Source organism: Microbacterium sp. Yaish 1, assembly GCF_002245215.1.
Lineage (GTDB): Bacteria > Actinomycetota > Actinomycetes > Actinomycetales > Microbacteriaceae > Microbacterium.
In genome coordinates this window covers 823042-839310 of record NZ_NPMR01000002.1, presented here as the reverse complement: position 1 = coordinate 839310, position 16269 = coordinate 823042, and the positions used below count along the sequence as shown (strand labels likewise).

The following is a 16269-nucleotide window of genomic DNA, read 5'->3' as shown; positions in this document are numbered from 1 at the left end:
CCGCCGGCAGACGCCGGACGTGCCCGTCCGCCGTCCGGACCATCGCCGAGGAGAGCCTGTCGTGTCCATGCCGCCCACCCCGATCGTTCGACTCGCCGAGAATCCGAAGACCAACCGTCTGCGGGACCGGTGGCGCGACTTCGGTCGGCCGCCCCGTCTCATGGGCGTCGACGTCGCGCGCGGCCTCGCGATCTTCGGCATGATCGGCGCGCATGTCGGGATCGTGTGGATGGTCGCCGGTCCCGACGGGCCCGACCTCGCCGCGATCGTCCAGGGGCGATCTTCCATCCTCTTCGCCGTGGTCGCCGGCATCTCCGTCGCCCTCGCGACCGGACGCGGGCGGCTCCCCCGGGGAGAAGCGCTGCGGTCCGCGCGTCTGCGTATGGCCGGCCGCGCTCTCGTCGTTCTCGCCCTCGGCCTGGCGCTGGAGATGCTCGGCAGCGGGATCGCCGTCATCCTGCCCATCTACGGGATCCTCTTCCTGATCCTCATTCCGTTCCTGGGACTCCGTCGCCGCACCCTCGCGCTCACCGCGGTCGCGATCGCCGTGGCGGGGCCGACCGTCGTCGCGCTCCTGCGTGCGGTGACGCTGTCGGGCACCGGCGTCCCCCAGGGAATCGGCGGCACCGCCGTCGACTTCCTCATCAGCGGCTCGTACCCGCTGACCGTGTGGCTGCCTCTGGTGCTCGCCGGGATGGCGCTCGGGCGACTGCGACTCGATCGCGTGCGGACCGCGGCGGTGCTGTTCGGATCGGGAGTCGGGCTCGCCGCCTTCGGCTACGGTCTGGGCGATGCGTTCAACGGGACGGTTCGCGGGTGGCTCTCGGGATGGGGGAGCGTCTCGTCGTCATCCGCGCTGTCGTCATCGGGGGTGTCGTCGCTGTTGCCGGGATCGTCCTCGTCGATGCGTCCCGACGCGCGCGGCTATCTCGAACGGCTGAGCGAGGTCGATCTGGGCGCCGCGCTGTCTCAGGCGTGGGGTGTGTCGCCGCACTCCGGCGGGACGTGGGAGATCATCGGGTCGGGCGGATTCGCCTTCGCCGTCGTCGGCGCGTGCCTGCTCGCCGCGCGTCCGCTGCGGGCGCTGCTCGTGCCGCTGGCCGCCGTCGGATCGATGCCCCTCACGGCGTACACGGCGCACGTCGTCTCCTTCGCCGTCCTGATCTCGCCGCTCGCGCTCGCGCCGGGTCTCACATCGTGGGACGGCGACCCCGCCGTCAGCGGCTGGTTCTGGGTCGGGTGCGTCGGGGTCCTCCTCGCCGCGTGCACCGCGTGGGCTCTCAGCCGAGGCCGCGGGCCTCTCGAGTCCCTCGTGGCCGCTGTCGCGCGTCGCGTCGATCTGCCCGCGGGTACCGGCGCCCGCTAGAAACGCGGAAGGGGCCGGTCCGATCGGACCGACCCCTTCACTGCGTCGAACGCTCAGAGAGCGCGGATGTTCGTCGCCTGCAGGCCCTTCTGGCCCTGCTCCACGTCGAACTCGACCTTCTGGTTCTCGAACAGGTTGCGGTGTCCAGTGCCGGCGATGGCGCTGAAGTGCGCGAACACGTCCGCGGTGCCGTCGTCCGGAGCGATGAAGCCGAACCCCTTCTCCGAGTTGAACCATTTGACGGTGCCAGTGGCCATGTCGTCATTTTCCTTCTGTGTTCTGGGACCACCGCTGTGATGATCCGGATACCGCTGCGGCTGAGCCGCTGCGGAGTGTGTGGGGGCGAGCAGACACTCGCCGGTGTGGGCGACCGGTCCAGATAGGTGCGGTCGCGGGGCCGAGAGCACGGCCCGGTGCGTGAGATCGACGGCGGAATGAAACGAAGTGCACGTCGGAGTGGACCGACGGAGAGGCGCGCCGTGACGCACCGACTCTCGAATGCTACGCGATTTCGGGCGCCTGTGGGGCGATGCGTCGTGCAATGTCATCGAAAGACGCGATACGACTCACGGATGGTGCGCGGGGGGACCGTTCCCGAAGCGCGTGTCGAAAGCGGCGAGGATCCGCGCGCACGCCAGCACGTCCTCCGGGGTGCCCGCGAGCTCGAACTCGAACACGACCGGCCGCCCCGACGCCCGGGCGAGCTCGCGTGCCGCCGCCTGGTAGTGCTCGCCGAAGTTGCGGTTGCCGGAGCCGATGATCCCGACGAGCCGCCGGCGGTTCACGGGCGAGCGCAGGAAGGCGCGGACGGCCGCCGGCAGGGTCGCGTGAGCGTCGTTGCCCGCCTTGTACGACGGTGTCAGCAGGATCCATGGTCCCGGTGCCTCGCTCGTACGAACGGTCCGCTCGGAGAGGTCGCGCACCGGCCGCCCGTCCGCGTCGTGAAGGCTCCGCGCGAAGCGGCGGATCAGGTTCGAGGTCGAGGAGAAGAAGTAGACCGGGAGTTGCGCCACCGGGCCAGTCTTGCGCCGCGATGGCGCCCGATGCGATGCGGGGGAGCGGGAAAACCCGCATCCGATTTGTTCCGGCCCGGCGCGCGGTGTGGTCAGACCACAGGGATCACACTGGGAACACGGGGTCGAGGTCCCTCCATCCCGGATTCGGACACAGACGCGGCGACCGTCCGCGCCGGGAAGGCTCACGATGTCCATCGCCGTCGACGCCCTCGTCACCCGGGCACAGCGTGCCCTCGACGAGTACGCGCACTTCACCCAGGAACAGATCGACCACATCGTCCGCAAGGCATCGGTGGCGGCGCTGCATCACCACGGCGAGCTCGCCGTCATGGCGGTCGAGGAGACCGGGCGCGGCCTCTTCGAGGACAAGGCCGTGAAGAACATGTTCGCCTGCGAACACGTCACGCACTCGATCATCGATCAGAAGACCGTCGGCGTCATCGCTCACGACGAGCTCACGGGGATCACCGAGATCGCCGATCCGGTCGGAGTGATCTGCGCGCTGACCCCGGTGACCAACCCGACCTCCACTGCCATCTTCAAGTCGCTCATCGCGCTCAAGACCCGCAACCCGATCGTCTTCGGCTTCCACCCCTCGGCGCAGCGCTGCTCGTCGGAGGCCGCCCGCATCGTCCGCGAGGCCGCCGTGGCGGCCGGCGCGCCCGCCGACTGCATCCAGTGGATCGAAGAGCCGTCGATGGAGGCATCCGGCCAGCTGATGAACCACCCGGGCGTCGCCCTCATCCTCGCCACCGGCGGCAACGCCATGGTGCGCGCCGCCTACTCGTGCGGCAAGCCCGCGCTCGGCGTCGGCGCGGGCAACGTTCCCGCCTTCATCGAACGCACCGCCGACGTCGGCCGCGCCGTCAACGACATCGTGCTCTCGAAGTCGTTCGACATGGGCATGGTCTGCGCGAGCGAGCAGGCCGTCGTCCTCGACGAACCCATCGCGGAAGAGGCGCTCGAGGAGTTCACCCGCCTGCACGCGTACCGGGTGAGTGGCGAGGAGAAGGCGATGCTCGAGGAGTTCATCTTCGGGGTGACCGCCGACAGCGCCAACTGCGCCGACGCGAAGCTCAACGCGCGGGTGGTCGGCCAGTCGCCGGTCTGGATCGCCGAGCAGGCGGGCTTCTCGGTGCCCGCGGGCACGTCCATCCTCCTGGCAGACGTCTCGGGCGTCGGCCCGCACGAGCCGCTCACGCGCGAGAAGCTCGCCCCCGTCCTCGCCGTGCTCCGTGCCGAGACTCCGGACGAGGGAATCGAACTCTCGAGGCAGATGGTGGCGTTCGACGGGCTCGGTCACTCCGGCGCGATCCACTCGAACGACGCGGCGGTGATCGCCCGCTTCGCGGAGGTCGTCAAGGCGGTCCGCATCATCGAGAACTCGCCGTCGGCTCTCGGCGGCATCGGCGACATCTACAACGCCTTCCTGCCCTCGCTGACCCTCGGCTGCGGCTCGTACGGTCACAACTCCGTCTCCAACAACGTCTCGGCGGTGAACCTCGTGAACGTCAAGCGCGTCGGACGGCGCAACAACAACCTGCAGTGGTTCAAGATCCCGGCGAAGACCTACTTCGAGCCGCACGCGATCCGCTACCTCGCCGACATGCGAGGGGTGGAACGCGTCAGCATCATCACCGACGAGACCATGACCTCGCTCGGCTACGTCGACCGCATCACCGATGTCCTGAACCGACGTGAGAACCGGGTGCAGGTCCAGCTGCTGAACCAGGTGCGCCCCGAGCCCAAGGTGTCGGAGGTGGTGGCGGGCGCCGAGCAGCTGCGCCAGTTCCAGCCCGACACGATCATCGCGCTCGGTGGCGGCTCGCCCATGGATGCCGCGAAGGTCATGTGGCTGCTGTACGAGAACCCCGAGATCGAGTTCTCCGACATGCGCGAGAAGTTCTTCGACGTGCGCAAGCGCGCCTTCACCTTCCCCGAGATGGGCAAGAAGGCCAAGCTGGTGTGCGTTCCGACGACGTCGGGGACGGGCTCGGAGATGACTCCCTTCGCCGTCATCACCGACGACGCCACCGGGATGAAGTACCCGCTGGCCGACTACGCGCTGACACCGTCCGTCGCCATCATCGATCCCGAGCTGACGCGCGTCCTTCCGGGCTTCCTCGTGGCCGACGCCGGTTTCGACGCTCTGACGCACGCCACCGAGGCCTACGTGTCGGTGTACGCGAACGACTACACCGACGGGCTCTGCCTGCACGCGATCAAGCTCATCTTCGAGAACATCGAGCGCAGCACGAAGGCCCAGCCGGGCTCGACCGACAGCGCCGATCGGAAGGCTCGCGAGAAGATGCACAACGCCGCCTCCATCGCGGGCATGGCCTTCGGCAACGCGTTCCTCGGGATCGTGCACGCGATGGCACACGTCACCGGCGCCACATACAAGCTCGTGCACGGCCGCACCAACGCGGTCTACCTCCCGCACGTGATCCGCTACAACGGCACCGTCCCGACGAAGCTCACGAGCTGGCCCAAGTACGAGCGGTACATCGCCCCCGAGCGTTTCCAGCAGATCGCTCAGCACCTGGGGCTGCCCGCGGCGACTCCGGAGGAGGGCGTCGAGAGCTACGCACGCGCGGTGGAGGAACTGCGTGATCGCGTTGGGATCGAGCGCTCGTTCCAGGCGCAAGGCGTCGACGAGGCCCGCTTCCTCGACAACCTGCACAGCCTCGCGATGGCCGCGTACGAGGACCAGTGCGCCCCCGCGAACCCGCGGATGCCGATGATCGACGACATGAAGACGCTCATGGAAGCCGCGTACTACGGCACGTCGTTCGCCGAGGTGCGCGCCACCCGTGCCGCGGCCGTCGCCGCCGCGGACGCCGCCCGCCCGCCGGCTCCCGTCGGTGCGGAGGCCCCCACCGCACCTGTCAAGAAGAGCAGCGGGAAGGCGAAGGCGGCGCACGGCGCCTGACGACGATCCGCGGAGCGCAGGGCCGGACCGAGGTGTCCGGCCCTGCGCCTACGCTGTAGCCATGCAGCAGCGCAGCCTCGCTTCGACCTCCCGTTCCGTCTCGGCCATCGGCCTCGGCACCTGGCAGCTCGGTGCCGACTGGGGCGAGGTCGACGACGACCAGGCTCTGGCCGTCCTGGCAGCCTCCGCCGATGCCGGCGTGACGCTCTTCGACACCGCCGACGTCTACGGCGATGGCCGCAGCGAGACGACCATCGGCCGTTTCCTCGCCGGCCGTCCCGGGCACGGCATCACCGTCGCGACCAAGATGGGGCGCCGTGAGGCGCAGGTGCCCGAGAACTACACCCGCGAGAACTTCCGCTCGTGGACGGCGCGGTCGCGCCGCAACCTCGGCGTCGACACGCTCGACCTCGTGCAGCTGCACTGCCCGCCGTCGGCCGTCATCGAGTCGGACGCGACCTACGACGCCCTCGACGAACTGGTCGCAGACGGAGCGATCGCGGCCTACGGCGTCTCGGTCGAGACCACGGCGCAGGCGCTCGCGGCGATCGCGCGGCCGAACGTCTCGAACATCCAGATCATTCTCAACCCCTTCCGGTTGAAGCCGCTCGACGACGTGCTCCCGGCGGCCCGGGCCGCCGACGTCGCGATCTTCGCGCGCGTCCCTCTCGCGTCGGGGCTGTTGAGCGGTCGCTACACGGCCCAGACCGAGTTCGCCGCCGACGATCACCGTTCGTACAACCGCAACGGCGAGGCCTTCGACCGCGGCGAGACCTTCTCGGGGGTGGATTTCGAGACCGGAGTCGAGGCAGCCCGACGGCTTGCGGCCGCCCTTCCCGAAGGCATCACCCTGCCGGCGGCGACGCTCGCATGGATCGCCTCGCGACCGGGCGTCACGAGCGTCATCCCGGGAGCCCGGACGACCGAGCAGGCCCGCTCGAACGCAGCCGCGGCGGCGCTGCTGGACGACGGCACCGATCTGACCGCCTTCTCGGATGCGGTCGTGGAGGTCTACGACGAGCTCCTCCGAGCCGACATCCACCCCCACTGGTGACCGGGGGCGCTCTCTTGCGCCGTCGCCGTATGCGTCCGAGCATGGGCATATGACTCGTCGACCGCACCCTGCAGCCCTCGTGGCTGTCGTCGCGGTCGGCGTTCTGGCGGTATCGGGGTTCTGGGTGCTCGCCCCGCTCCGCGACCTCGCGATCGCACGGAGCGCGGAGCCCCCGGCCGCCGTCGCCCGGAGCGAAGCGCCACCGTCCCCGGCTGCGGAGCCCGCGGCCGATCCGGATACCGGGCCGGTGCCGTATGCCCGGAATGACACCGTCTACGACATCTCGGCGCTGCCCGTGATCGATGTGCGCTCGGTCAACCCGGCGATGCCGGTCGATGACGACCCGATGGGGCCGGTGACCTCATCGCTCGCTCGACCGCTGGGCGCGGGCGCGCCCGTGTTCGCCGACCCCACCGGGCAACCCGTCGGACAGCTTCCTCGCGACCATCACTACGGCGGCACGACGGTGCCCGTCGTCGAGGCCCAGGTCGACTGGGTGAAGGTGCTTCTGCCAGGCCGGCAGGGCGTGCCTCCCGAGGGGAACGGGGGACAGACCGTCGGATGGCTTCGCGCCGCCGATGTCGAGCTGACCACGACGGCGCAGTACGTCGAGGTCCACCTCCAGGCGAACACCATCGACGTCGTCAGTGCGGCCGGTCGTGAACGCGTGTCCGACCAGTTCGCCTGGGGCAAGCCGTCGACGCCGACGCCGACGGGGCGGACCTTCATCATGTGGACGACTGTCGTTCCGGAGTTCCGGTACACCGAGGGGCATCCGATGGTGTACCTCGGCGTCCAGTCGCCCGTGATGGCCGGGTTCGACGGGGGAGATGTCGCCGTCACGGCTTTCCACTACTACCGGACGCGTGAGGGCGACACATCCTTCGGCTGCATCTACCTCGACGGGCCCGCGGTCGATCGGCTGGCTCAGCTGCCTCCGGGAACCCCGGTGATGATCAAGCCGTAGCCGGGTCCGGCCTGTGGACACCCGCGACGCCCGCCTCGGGAGCGGCCTACGCTGATCGCGTGAAGATGGAGTTCGACGCCGAGGTGTTCCGCTGGGAGGCCCGCACCCAGGATTGGTACTTCGCGGCCGTGCCGGAAGAGCCCAGCGCTGACATCCGAGAGATCCCGCGGATGCCGCGGGGGTTCGGGTCCGTGCGGGTGCGGGCGACGATCGGCGGTTCGACGTGGCAGACCTCGATCTTTCCGGATGCCGGGCGCGGCGGTTACGTGCTCCCGTTGAAGCAAGCGATCCGCCGCGCCGAATCGATCGGATCCGACGGCATCGTCCGGGTGATGCTCGAGGTCCTCGACGCGTGACACCGCTGACGATGGCGACGATCGTGGTCGTGGCCGCCTGTGCCGCGCTGAGCGTCGCGCTGGCGGTGGTCGACATCGCGACGCACCGGCTTCCGAACCGCCTCGTCCTCGGATTGGCCGGCGCGGCCGCGGGCGTCGCGGTGCTCTCTGCCATCGAACGGGCCTCGATAGGGCCGATCGTCGGGGCGGCGGCAGCCTCGATCGTGCTGTTCGTCGTCTACTACCTCCTCCACCGGGGCGGTCGGGCGCTGGGCGGGGGAGACGTCAAACTCGCGGCGGCGATCGGGCTCCTCACGGGCACGCACGACTGGGTGGCGCCGCTCGTCGCGACCGCGCTCGCGTTCTTCTCCGGCGGTCTCGTCGCCGTCGTGGTGATCGCCGCCCGCCGAGGCGACCGGCACACCCGGATACCATTCGGCCCCTTCATGCTGCTCGGCGCATGGGCGGTCGTCGGGGGTGCCTGGGTCGGGATCTGAGGCGTGTCAAGTGCACGGGGGCGAGGGTGAGCGCCGCGCTATCGTGGCGGCATGGCCGAGTCCACGTTCATCTCCCGCTCGATCGCGTGGGCGCTGCAGCGCAAACCGGTGCGCGCGTTCCTGCTGTACAGCGAGCACCGTGGGCCGGTGCTCGCCGACAGCGTCACGTACCGCACCCTGTTCAGCGTCTTCGCCGGCGTGCTGTTGGGGTTCTCCGTCGCGGCGCTGTGGCTCGCCGGTGACCCCGTTGCGTGGCAGGCGCTCATCGACGCCGTGAACCGCGTCATCCCGGGACTCGTCGGAGAGGACGGTCTCATCAAGCTCGACGACATCCAGGCCCCGGCCGGGCTGACCATCGCGGGAGTCATCGCCACCGTCGGTCTGGTCGGCGCGGCGATCGGTGCGATCGGTTCGCTCCGAACCGCCATGCGGGCGATCGCGGACCAGCTGACCGACGACGTGCTCTTCGTGTGGGTGCTCCTGCGCAACCTCGCGCTCGCGGTCGGCATCGGCGGGGCGCTCGTCGCCGCCGCCGGCGTGACGTTCCTGGGGACGGCCGGGGTGGGACTGCTCGCCGACCTCCTCGGTTTCTCCGACGAGAACCCGCTCGTGCAGTTCGGCGGCTGGGCCGTGTCGCTGGTGGTGGTGTTCGCCCTCGACGCCGTCGCTGTGGCCGTGCTCTTCCGGGTCCTGTCCGGGGTGAAGGTGCGAAAGCGCGCGCTGTGGAGCGGCGCTCTGCTCGGGGCCGCCGGGCTGACGGTGCTGCAGCAGCTGTCGGGTCTGTTCGTCGGTGGTGCCACCTCGAACCCGTTGCTCGCGTCGTTCGCCTCACTGATCGCGCTGCTGCTGTGGCTCAACCTGTCGTCGCAGGTCATCCTCATCGCGACCGCCTACATCGTCACGGGCGTGCGCGAAGAGGAAGACCGCGTGCGGGCGCGCTTCGGCGCCACCACATTCCTGCGGCGTCGCGTGCAGCGTGCGGAGGATGCCGTCGCCGCCGCGGCCCGGGAACTCGAGAAGGCACGCGAGCTCGAGGCCGACGAGCGCGCGAAAGCCGGCGCCTGACCCGCCGGCCTCAGTCGTCGTCGGAGCTCGTCCCAGCAGGGCGGACGCTACCGGCGTGCAGGTCCAGGACGACCTCGCTCGCAAGCCGCCCGCCCGCGGCCGCGCGCATCACCGCACGGTGCTCCGCGTCGATCGGACGGGGCGACGCATCTGCGACCGCTTGCGAGCCATCGAGGTCGTCGGTCTGCATGGCGTAGACGATGATGGGGCCATCCGCCGTATCGATGATCATCGCGGTCTCGTGCTCGACCCCCTCAGCCGCGAGCGACTCCAGCGCCTCCGCGCGCCGCGGGCCGTCGACCTCGCGCAACCACTCGATGACGCGGTCGCGATGATCGGGGCGAAGACGGCGAGCCACCAGATGGATCACGGCATGAGACTAGCGAGCTACCGTGCGTAACGCTCGACGAACGCGCGGAGGATCGCTCCCGTGCGGCTGACCGGCCTGCGGCGCACCGCGGAGAGCGTCAGGTCGAGTTCGTCGGGTGCGAAGTAGCCGTATCCCGCGTATGCGTGGATGCGCGTCGTGATCCCGGCGAGATCCAGTTCCGGATGGAACTGCGTCGCGTAGACGTTCTGGCCGACCCGGAACATCTGCACGGGGCATGCCTCCGAGGAAGCGAGCAGGACGGCACGGGAGGGGAGGACCGAGATCGCCTCCTTGTGTCCGACGAAGGCGGCGAACGACGGCGGCATGCCGGCCAGGAGCGGATCGCGACGCCCGGCATCCGTCAGCTCGACGTCGGCGACGCTGATGGGCTCGCCGAACCGACGGTCGATCGTCGCCCCGAGAAACGCACCCACCGTGCCGATTCCGTAGCAGGCGCCGAGGAACGGAATGTCCTGTGCGACGACCCGCTCCAGCAGGTCTGAGAACTCGGTCTCGACGCGTCGCTGTACAGCGGACTTCCGCTCCCACGGATCGGACGCGTTGAACGGACCGCCGCCGACGAAGATGCCCGAGATGCCGTCGAGGTCGATCTCGGGCATCGGTTCCGCCTCGAGCCGCACGCGGCGAAGCGAGGCCGGTTCGAGGCCCGTATGGCGAAGGAAGAGCTCGTACTCTTCGTCGGCGGGCGTGTCCTCGGCCCGGGTTGCGAGCAGCACGAACGGCTTCACGCCGAGGGGGGCTTTCGTAGTCGCCGAGCACGCATGGCGCAAGCGTATCGGCCGGTCGGAGCGGCGCGGGTATCGTCGGGAGCCAGGAGGTCAGAACATGGCTATTGCACGACTGCACGGTGGTCCCCTCGATGGGCAGACCCTTCCGCTGGACGACGACGCGTCAGACCGGCTCATCCTTCCCTACAGCGAGACCCAGGTGGTCTACGAACGCTCCGGCGAGCCGGAGAACACCGGCGAGGGCGACGGACCGACGTCGTCGGAGTTCCACTTCGTCGAGGCGGAGGGCGACATCGACCCCTCGACCGACGAGCGCGATGACCGCGTGACCAGTGACGACTGAGCCGCGCAGTTCGCTCGAGGTCGAGCGGAAGTACGACGTCGGCGACGAGGCGATCGTCCCCGACTGGTCGGTCCTCCCGGGAGTCGCGACCGTCGGCGCAGCCGAGCCGCGTGAGCTCGACGCTCGCTACCTCGACACCGCTGACGGTCGACTCGCCGCGGCGCTGACCGCGCTGCGGCGGCGCACGGGCGGTCCTGACGAGGGCTGGCACGTCAAACGCTCGACGCCGGAAGGCAAGCTCGAGACGCACTGGCCCCTTGACGACGCCGATGAGTCGGCCCCGGTCGAGGTGCCGGACGCGATCGTCGCCGAGCTCGCCGAGGTGGCGCAGCCGCCCTTCGAGGTCATCGCGCGCATTCGCAACTCGCGCACCGCCTTCGCCCTGCTCGACGCTGCGGGCGGCATGGTCGCCGAGTTCGTCGACGATCGGGTGACGGCCACGGACGAACGGTCGGGACGTACGAGCTCATGGCGGGAGTGGGAGCTCGAGCTGGGCCCCGCGGCGCCCGCCACCGCGGCCGGTGTGGCCGAGCTCTTCGCCGCAGCCGACGAGTTGGTGGCATCCGCCGGGGGAGCGCCGGCGGCATCCGAATCCAAGCTCGGACGCGCCCTCGGGCGCTGAGCCTCCCAGGCTCCATCGGACGAGAAGACGAACGCACCGCCGGCCGAGGCCGAGCGGTGCGTTCGTCTTCTGGCGACGCGAGCGTCAGAGGTTGATCATGTGACCCGCGAGACCGTGGAAGGCCTCCTGAAGGCCTTCCGACAGGGTCGGGTGCGTGTGGACGTTGCGCGCGGCCTCGAGCGCGGTGAGGTCCCACTTCTGAGCCAGGGTCAGCTCCGGCAGCAGCTCCGACACGTCGGGGCCGATGAGGTGACCGCCGAGGAGCTCGAGGTGCTCGGCGTCGGCGATGAGCTTGACGAAACCGACGGGCTCGCCCAGGCCGTTGGCCTTGCCGTTCGCCGAGAACGGGAACTTCGCGACCTTGACGTCGTAGCCGGCGTCGCGCGCCTGCTGCTCGGTGAGCCCGAACGACGCGACCTGCGGGGAGCAGAACGTCGCACGCGGCATGTTGCGGTAGTCGCCGAGGGTCTGCGTCTCCGCGCCGCCGATGGTCTCCGCCGCGACGACACCCTGCGCCTCGGCGACATGCGCGAGCTGCAGCTTGGCGGTGACGTCACCGATCGCGTAGATGCCCTCGACGTTCGTCCGCATGTGGTCGTCGATGTCGATCGCGCCGCGCTCGGTGAGCTTCACGCCGGTGTTCTCGAGACCGAAGCCCTCGACGCGAGGAGCGAAGCCGATCGACATGAGGACCTTGTCAGCCTCGATCTGTCCCTTCGCGCCGTCGGCGTTGGCCGAGTACGAGACGGTGACCTTGTCGCCCGAGTCGACGATCTGCTCGACCTTGGTCGAGGTCAGGATGTCGATGCCGTACTTCTTGTACTGCTTCTGGATCTCCTTCGAGACCTCGACGTCCTCGTTGGGGAGGGCACGGTCGAGGAACTCGATGATCGTGACCTTCACGCCGTAGTTCGACATGACGAAGGCGAACTCCATGCCGATCGCGCCGGCGCCGACGATGACGATCGAGTTGGGCAGGTCGCGCGTGAGGATCTGCTCCTCGTAGGTCACGACGTTGTCGCTGAGCTGCACTCCGGGGAGGAGGCGCACGGTCGAGCCGGTGGCGATGATGACGTTGTCGAACGTGACGGTCTCCTGCGAGCCGTCGGCCTTGGTCACCTGGATCGACTTCGCGTCGAGGAACGACCCGCGTCCCTCGTACTCGGTGACCTTGTTCTTCTTCATCAGGAAGTGGATGCCCTTGACGTGCGTCTCGGCCACCTTGCGGCTGCGGTCGAACGCGGTGCCGAAGTCGAAGTTCACATCTCCGCTGATACCGAAGAGATCGGCCTTGTGCTTGAAGGTGTGGGCGAGGTCGGCGTTCTTCAGCAGAGCCTTGGAGGGGATGCAGCCGACGTTGAGGCAGACGCCTCCCCAGTACTTCTCTTCGATGATCGCGACGGACTGTCCGAGCTGCGCAGCGCGGACAGCTGCGACATACCCGCCGGGGCCCGCGCCGAGGATGACGACGTTGTAGTGAGGCATGCTCCCAGCCTAGTCCTCGGTGCGCCGCCGAGACGCCGCGACGAGGGCGATCACGAGGGCGATCACGCCGGCGACCACGACGACCGAGACGACGATCCAGAACGCCGCGGGCAGGCCCTCGGCCGGTGCCGTCGCGGCGGTTCCACCGGCGGGCGCCGTCGGCGCCGCCGCCGGGTCGCCGGCCGTGAACGAGAACTCGCCCGAGACCGGGTGGCCGTCGCTCGAGACGACCCGCCAGCGCACGGTGATCGGGCCCTGGCTGTCTCCGTCGACGGTCTGGGTCGCCGTCGTGCCGTCGAGCGTCGGGGTTCCCTGGGCGAGCTCCGTTCCCGCCGCGTCGGTCACCGAGATCGCGTTGACGCCCTCCTCGTCGATGAGGACACCGCTGAAGGTGAGCGTCACCTCGTCGGGCAGCTCGGCCACGGTCGAATCCGCAGCCGGGTCGGAGGCCAGCAGCTCGTCGTGCGCGAGAGCGGGCGACGCGGGTGAGGCCGCGGCGATACCGAGCACGATGCCGAGGCCCAGGAGCAGGCGCATACGAAGAGAAGGAGTGCGTGCAGACATCGCCCCGAGCCTAATCCTCGGCCATATGAAGGTGGTGAGAGGCCCGGGTATTCGCGTTCGCGAGTCGTCGCCGATCCGTTAGGCTGGCCCGGAAGAGGAGGACACTGTGGACGAAAAGGATCGAGACGTCGACGACATCCGACGCGGACCCGACCGCGCGCCGCACAGCGGTTCCTCGGACACGACGCAGACGTTCGGGCACGACCTGGACCTGTCGTTCGTGCCGTTCGGGGCTGACCTCACCGCTGTGGAGCGCGACGCCATCCAGGCGTTGCCCGAGCGGGCGGCCCTGCTTCTGGTTCGTTCGGGCCCCACCGCGGGGGCGCGCTATCTGCTGGACACCGACGTGACGACCGTCGGTCGCCACCCCGAAGCCGACATCTTCTTCGACGACGTCACCGTCTCGCGACGGCACGCGGAGATCACTCGCACGGGGTCGGCTTTCGAGATCGTCGACCAGCGCTCGCTCAACGGCACATACGTGAACGGCGAACGCGTCGATCGTGCCGTGCTCTCCGACGGCGCCGAGCTGCGCGTCGGCAAGTTCCGCCTGAACTTCTTCGTCTCACCGCTCGACCGCGCTCCGGCGACCGGCGCGTGAGTGCGGCCCCCGCAGCCCGCGGTCGGTCCACGGCAGCGGGTCACCTCAGCATCGGCCAGGTCCTCGCGCGTCTCAGCCCCGATTTCCCGGCGCTGAGCTCGAGCAAGCTGCGGTATCTCGAAGACCAGGGCATCGTCACCCCCACGCGCACCGGCTCGGGGTATCGGAAGTTCTCTCCTGCCGACGTCGAGCGGCTGCGCACCGCGCTGACGCTGCAACGCGATCACTACATGCCGCTGGCGCGTATCCGCGAGTACCTCGACACACCGGGCGCCGAGGGGCTTCCCCCCGCGCTGCCGGCGTCGATCGTCCAGCATCGGCGCTATCGGCGCGACGAGCTGATCGACCAGGCCGAGGCCACCGCGGCGCTGCTCGGCGACGCGGTGTCAGCGGGCCTGCTGCCCGCCGCCGACACGTACGACGAGCGTGCGCTCGTCCTGTTGCGCACGCTCGTCGCGCTCGATCGACACGGCATCGGCCCGCGTCACCTCCGCACCGTGCGGCAGGCGGCCGAACGCGACGTCGCGCTCGTCGAGACCGCCCTCGCGCCGCTGCTGCGCCGCACCGATTCGTCGTCTCGCGGACGCGCCCATGAGCTCGCGCCCGAGCTGGTGCGTCGGCTCGACGACGTCCGTTCGGCGTTCGTCCAGGCGGCCATCGACCGACTCGGCCGGTGAGCCGCGCGCGACACGCCGCGGGCTCGGAGCGGATGTCGTTGCCGCGGCGGCATCCCTCATCTAGCGTGGAAGAAACCCGACCGTCCGGCAGGAGGACCAGATGACCGCGCATGATTCGCTCGGCGAGATGCGGTTCACGACCGACCTCCTCTTCACCGACGGTCTCCCCGAGATGGACGACGAGGCCGGGTATCGCGGGGCGCAGGCCGCTCGCGCCGCCGGCATCACGTACCGTCAGCTCGACTACTGGGCCCGGACCGAGCTCGTCGTCCCCACCGTCCGCGGTGCCAGCGGCTCGGGGTCGCAGCGTCTCTACGGCTTCCGCGACATCCTCGTGCTGAAGCTCGTCAAGCGCCTGCTCGACACGGGCATCTCGCTGCAGCAGATCCGTGTCGCCGTCGACCAGCTCCGCGCCGCGGGCATCCGCGACCTCGCGGGGACCACCCTGATGAGCGACGGCGCCTCGGTCTATCTCTGCACGTCGAACGACGAGGTCATCGACCTCGTCAGCCGCGGTCAGGGCGTGTTCGGCATCGCGGTCGGAAAGGTGCTCCGCGAGGTCGAGTCGACGCTCGTCGAGTTCGACCCCCAGGCGCCGGACCCCGTCGACGAGCTCGCCGCGCGACGCTCGGCGCGCAGCGCCTGAGCCGCTCTCGATACACAGAACCCCGGCGCACCTGCGGTGCGGCCGGGGTTTCGTTCGTGTGGGGGGAGGGCTGTTCAGCTCGGCGTGGCCGTGGGAGCCTCGCCCGCGACCGGGATGCGGCCGGTGCGCAGCACGCGGTCCAGCAGTGCGTCGAAGTCGGAGGCGAGCTCCTGCGCGGAGTCCCCGGGCCAGATGTGCAGCGGCTTCGCGGCGCCCTGCGCCTGCTGGAGCGACGTGCGCTCGGGCAGCTGGGGCGAGAGCACCAGGGGGCCGAACATGTCGCGCAGTTCCTTGATGCGGAACTGATGCTCGATCGACTGCGGCCGCACCCGGTTGACCACGATCCCGAGGGGCTGCAAGCGGGGGGAGAGTCCGCGACGGATCTCCTCGATGGCTCGCAGCGCGCGGTCGGCGGCGGCCACGGAGAACAGGCCGGGCTCGGTCACGACGATGACGCGGTCGCTCGCCGCCCATGCCGTGCGGGTGAGGGCGTTGAGCGAGGGGGCGCAGTCGATGAGGACGAGGTCGTAGTCGGCCTCGATGGTCGCCAGGGCCTCCTCGAGCTTCCAGACGTCACGCACACTGGGGTGCGGACCGTCGAAGTTGATGGCGGAGGGGCTGCCGATCAGGACGTCGATGGTGCCGGGATGCACCTTCGCCCACCCGCTCGAGGTGATGGCCTGACGGACCACCTTCTCCTTGGGATTGGCGAGGACATCGGCGACGTTGAGACGGCCGGCGACCTGGATGTCCATCCCCGTCGACACGTCGGACTGCGGATCGAGATCGACGACCAACGTCCGGACACCGCGGGCGAACGCGGCGGATGCGAGCCCCAGGGTGACCGTCGTCTTGCCGACCCCGCCCTTGAGCGAGCTGACGGAAAGTACGTGCACGAGGCTCTACGTTACCGTCCCCTAGGCTGTGAGGGTATTCGAGCCCTCGCGCGGCGCCGTCGCCGTGCGACTCATTCCAGCGAG

The 16269-nt window shown here is 69.7% G+C and carries 19 protein-coding genes; 12 read left to right on the top strand and 7 right to left on the bottom strand.

Annotated elements, in window-relative coordinates; all coding sequences use genetic code 11:
* Positions 1-67 precede the first annotated feature (67 nt).
* Positions 68-1366, top strand: a complete 1299-nt coding sequence (locus CI089_RS13120; RefSeq protein ID WP_094261932.1) for a heparan-alpha-glucosaminide N-acetyltransferase domain-containing protein — start codon at positions 68-70, stop codon at positions 1364-1366.
* Between the two features lie 53 nt (positions 1367-1419).
* Here the strand turns inward: CI089_RS13120 and CI089_RS13115 are convergent, their stop codons facing one another.
* The gene (locus CI089_RS13115; protein ID WP_023951622.1) at positions 1420-1623 is read right to left on the bottom strand and encodes a cold-shock protein; all 204 of its coding nucleotides are present in this window, start codon (positions 1621-1623) and stop codon (positions 1420-1422) included.
* Positions 1624-1932: 309 nt separating this feature from the next.
* A complete protein-coding gene (locus CI089_RS13110) occupies positions 1933-2379 on the bottom strand; it encodes a ribonucleotide reductase stimulatory protein (RefSeq protein ID WP_094261931.1) in 447 nt (148 codons plus the stop codon).
* 190 nt (positions 2380-2569) lie between these two features.
* Here CI089_RS13110 and adhE point away from each other — a divergent pair, with 190 nt between their 5' ends.
* The 6 genes from adhE to CI089_RS13080 all read left to right on the top strand — a co-directional run bounded on the left by adhE (position 2570) and on the right by CI089_RS13080 (position 9232).
* A complete protein-coding gene (adhE, locus tag CI089_RS13105) occupies positions 2570-5314 on the top strand; it encodes a bifunctional acetaldehyde-CoA/alcohol dehydrogenase (RefSeq protein WP_094261930.1) in 2745 nt (914 codons plus the stop codon).
* A 61-nt stretch (positions 5315-5375) separates the two neighbouring features.
* The gene (locus CI089_RS13100) at positions 5376-6368 is read left to right on the top strand and encodes an aldo/keto reductase (protein WP_094261929.1); all 993 of its coding nucleotides are present in this window, start codon (positions 5376-5378) and stop codon (positions 6366-6368) included.
* Between the two features lie 49 nt (positions 6369-6417).
* Positions 6418-7335 (top strand): L,D-transpeptidase, encoded by a 918-nt coding sequence (locus CI089_RS13095; protein ID WP_094261928.1) that lies wholly within the window; start codon positions 6418-6420, stop codon positions 7333-7335.
* 65 nt (positions 7336-7400) lie between these two features.
* Entirely contained in the window at positions 7401-7691 is a 291-nt protein-coding gene (locus CI089_RS13090; RefSeq protein WP_094261927.1) for a DUF1905 domain-containing protein, read from the top strand.
* Positions 7688-8167, top strand: coding sequence for a prepilin peptidase (locus CI089_RS13085; protein ID WP_094261926.1), 480 nt, complete (start codon positions 7688-7690; stop codon positions 8165-8167). Before CI089_RS13090 ends, CI089_RS13085 begins: the two co-directional genes overlap by 4 nt.
* A 51-nt stretch (positions 8168-8218) precedes the next feature.
* Entirely contained in the window at positions 8219-9232 is a 1014-nt protein-coding gene (locus CI089_RS13080; RefSeq protein ID WP_094261925.1) for a YihY/virulence factor BrkB family protein, read from the top strand.
* 10 nt (positions 9233-9242) lie between these two features.
* Here the strand turns inward: CI089_RS13080 and CI089_RS13075 are convergent, their stop codons facing one another.
* Together CI089_RS13075 and CI089_RS13070 are read right to left on the bottom strand one after the other, a co-directional pair.
* A complete protein-coding gene (locus CI089_RS13075; RefSeq protein WP_094261924.1) occupies positions 9243-9602 on the bottom strand; it encodes a DUF6176 family protein in 360 nt (119 codons plus the stop codon).
* Positions 9603-9619: 17 nt separating this feature from the next.
* Positions 9620-10351: a glutamine amidotransferase gene (locus CI089_RS13070; protein WP_094261923.1), complete on the bottom strand. Its 732-nt coding sequence runs from the start codon at positions 10349-10351 to the stop codon at positions 9620-9622.
* Between the two features lie 97 nt (positions 10352-10448).
* On the opposite strand from CI089_RS13070, the gene CI089_RS13065 reads away from it, so the two are divergent.
* Together CI089_RS13065 and CI089_RS13060 are read left to right on the top strand one after the other, a co-directional pair.
* Positions 10449-10694 carry a hypothetical protein gene (locus CI089_RS13065; protein ID WP_023951604.1) on the top strand — a complete coding sequence of 82 codons (246 nt, stop codon included), beginning with the start codon at positions 10449-10451 and terminating at the stop codon, positions 10692-10694.
* The gene (locus CI089_RS13060; RefSeq protein ID WP_094261922.1) at positions 10684-11316 is read left to right on the top strand and encodes a CYTH domain-containing protein; all 633 of its coding nucleotides are present in this window, start codon (positions 10684-10686) and stop codon (positions 11314-11316) included. Before CI089_RS13065 ends, CI089_RS13060 begins: the two co-directional genes overlap by 11 nt.
* 84 nt (positions 11317-11400) lie before the next feature.
* Here CI089_RS13060 and lpdA read toward each other — a convergent pair whose 3' ends face one another.
* Both lpdA and CI089_RS13050 read right to left on the bottom strand, forming a co-directional pair.
* Complete coding sequence (gene lpdA, locus CI089_RS13055; protein ID WP_023951600.1) at positions 11401-12801, bottom strand: dihydrolipoyl dehydrogenase; 1401 nt, start codon at positions 12799-12801, stop codon at positions 11401-11403.
* 9 nt (positions 12802-12810) lie between these two features.
* On the bottom strand, positions 12811-13365 hold the full coding sequence (locus CI089_RS13050) for a copper resistance CopC family protein (RefSeq protein ID WP_094261921.1): 555 nt from the start codon (positions 13363-13365) through the stop codon (positions 12811-12813).
* Between the two features lie 106 nt (positions 13366-13471).
* Between CI089_RS13050 and CI089_RS13045 the strand changes: the two genes are divergently transcribed.
* The 3 genes from CI089_RS13045 to CI089_RS13035 all read left to right on the top strand — a co-directional run bounded on the left by CI089_RS13045 (position 13472) and on the right by CI089_RS13035 (position 15289).
* Positions 13472-13966, top strand: a complete 495-nt coding sequence (locus tag CI089_RS13045; protein WP_023951596.1) for an FHA domain-containing protein — start codon at positions 13472-13474, stop codon at positions 13964-13966.
* Positions 13963-14643, top strand: a complete 681-nt coding sequence (ftsR, locus tag CI089_RS13040) for a transcriptional regulator FtsR (RefSeq protein ID WP_094261920.1) — start codon at positions 13963-13965, stop codon at positions 14641-14643. Before CI089_RS13045 ends, ftsR begins: the two co-directional genes overlap by 4 nt.
* Before the next feature lie 100 nt (positions 14644-14743).
* Positions 14744-15289, top strand: coding sequence for a MerR family transcriptional regulator (locus tag CI089_RS13035; protein ID WP_023951592.1), 546 nt, complete (start codon positions 14744-14746; stop codon positions 15287-15289).
* A gap of 74 nt (positions 15290-15363) precedes the next feature.
* On the opposite strand, the gene CI089_RS13030 is transcribed toward CI089_RS13035, so the two are convergent.
* The gene (locus CI089_RS13030; RefSeq protein WP_094261919.1) at positions 15364-16185 is read right to left on the bottom strand and encodes a ParA family protein; all 822 of its coding nucleotides are present in this window, start codon (positions 16183-16185) and stop codon (positions 15364-15366) included.
* Between the last annotated feature and the right edge of the window lie 84 nt (positions 16186-16269).

Coding starts and splice junctions, on each gene's coding strand:
- CI089_RS13100 (WP_094261929.1), top strand. CDS start 5,376: ATGCAGCAGCGCAGCCTCGCTTCGACCTCCCGTTCCGTCTCGGCCATC.
- lpdA (WP_023951600.1), bottom strand. CDS start 12,801: ATGCCTCACTACAACGTCGTCATCCTCGGCGCGGGCCCCGGCGGGTAT.
- CI089_RS13120 (WP_094261932.1), top strand. CDS start 68: ATGCCGCCCACCCCGATCGTTCGACTCGCCGAGAATCCGAAGACCAAC.
- CI089_RS13050 (WP_094261921.1), bottom strand. CDS start 13,365: ATGTCTGCACGCACTCCTTCTCTTCGTATGCGCCTGCTCCTGGGCCTC.
- CI089_RS13080 (WP_094261925.1), top strand. CDS start 8,219: ATGGCCGAGTCCACGTTCATCTCCCGCTCGATCGCGTGGGCGCTGCAG.
- CI089_RS13115 (WP_023951622.1), bottom strand. CDS start 1,623: ATGGCCACTGGCACCGTCAAATGGTTCAACTCGGAGAAGGGGTTCGGC.
- CI089_RS13035 (WP_023951592.1), top strand. CDS start 14,744: ATGACCGCGCATGATTCGCTCGGCGAGATGCGGTTCACGACCGACCTC.
- CI089_RS13090 (WP_094261927.1), top strand. CDS start 7,401: ATGGAGTTCGACGCCGAGGTGTTCCGCTGGGAGGCCCGCACCCAGGAT.
- adhE (WP_094261930.1), top strand. CDS start 2,570: ATGTCCATCGCCGTCGACGCCCTCGTCACCCGGGCACAGCGTGCCCTC.
- CI089_RS13095 (WP_094261928.1), top strand. CDS start 6,418: ATGACTCGTCGACCGCACCCTGCAGCCCTCGTGGCTGTCGTCGCGGTC.
- CI089_RS13065 (WP_023951604.1), top strand. CDS start 10,449: ATGGCTATTGCACGACTGCACGGTGGTCCCCTCGATGGGCAGACCCTT.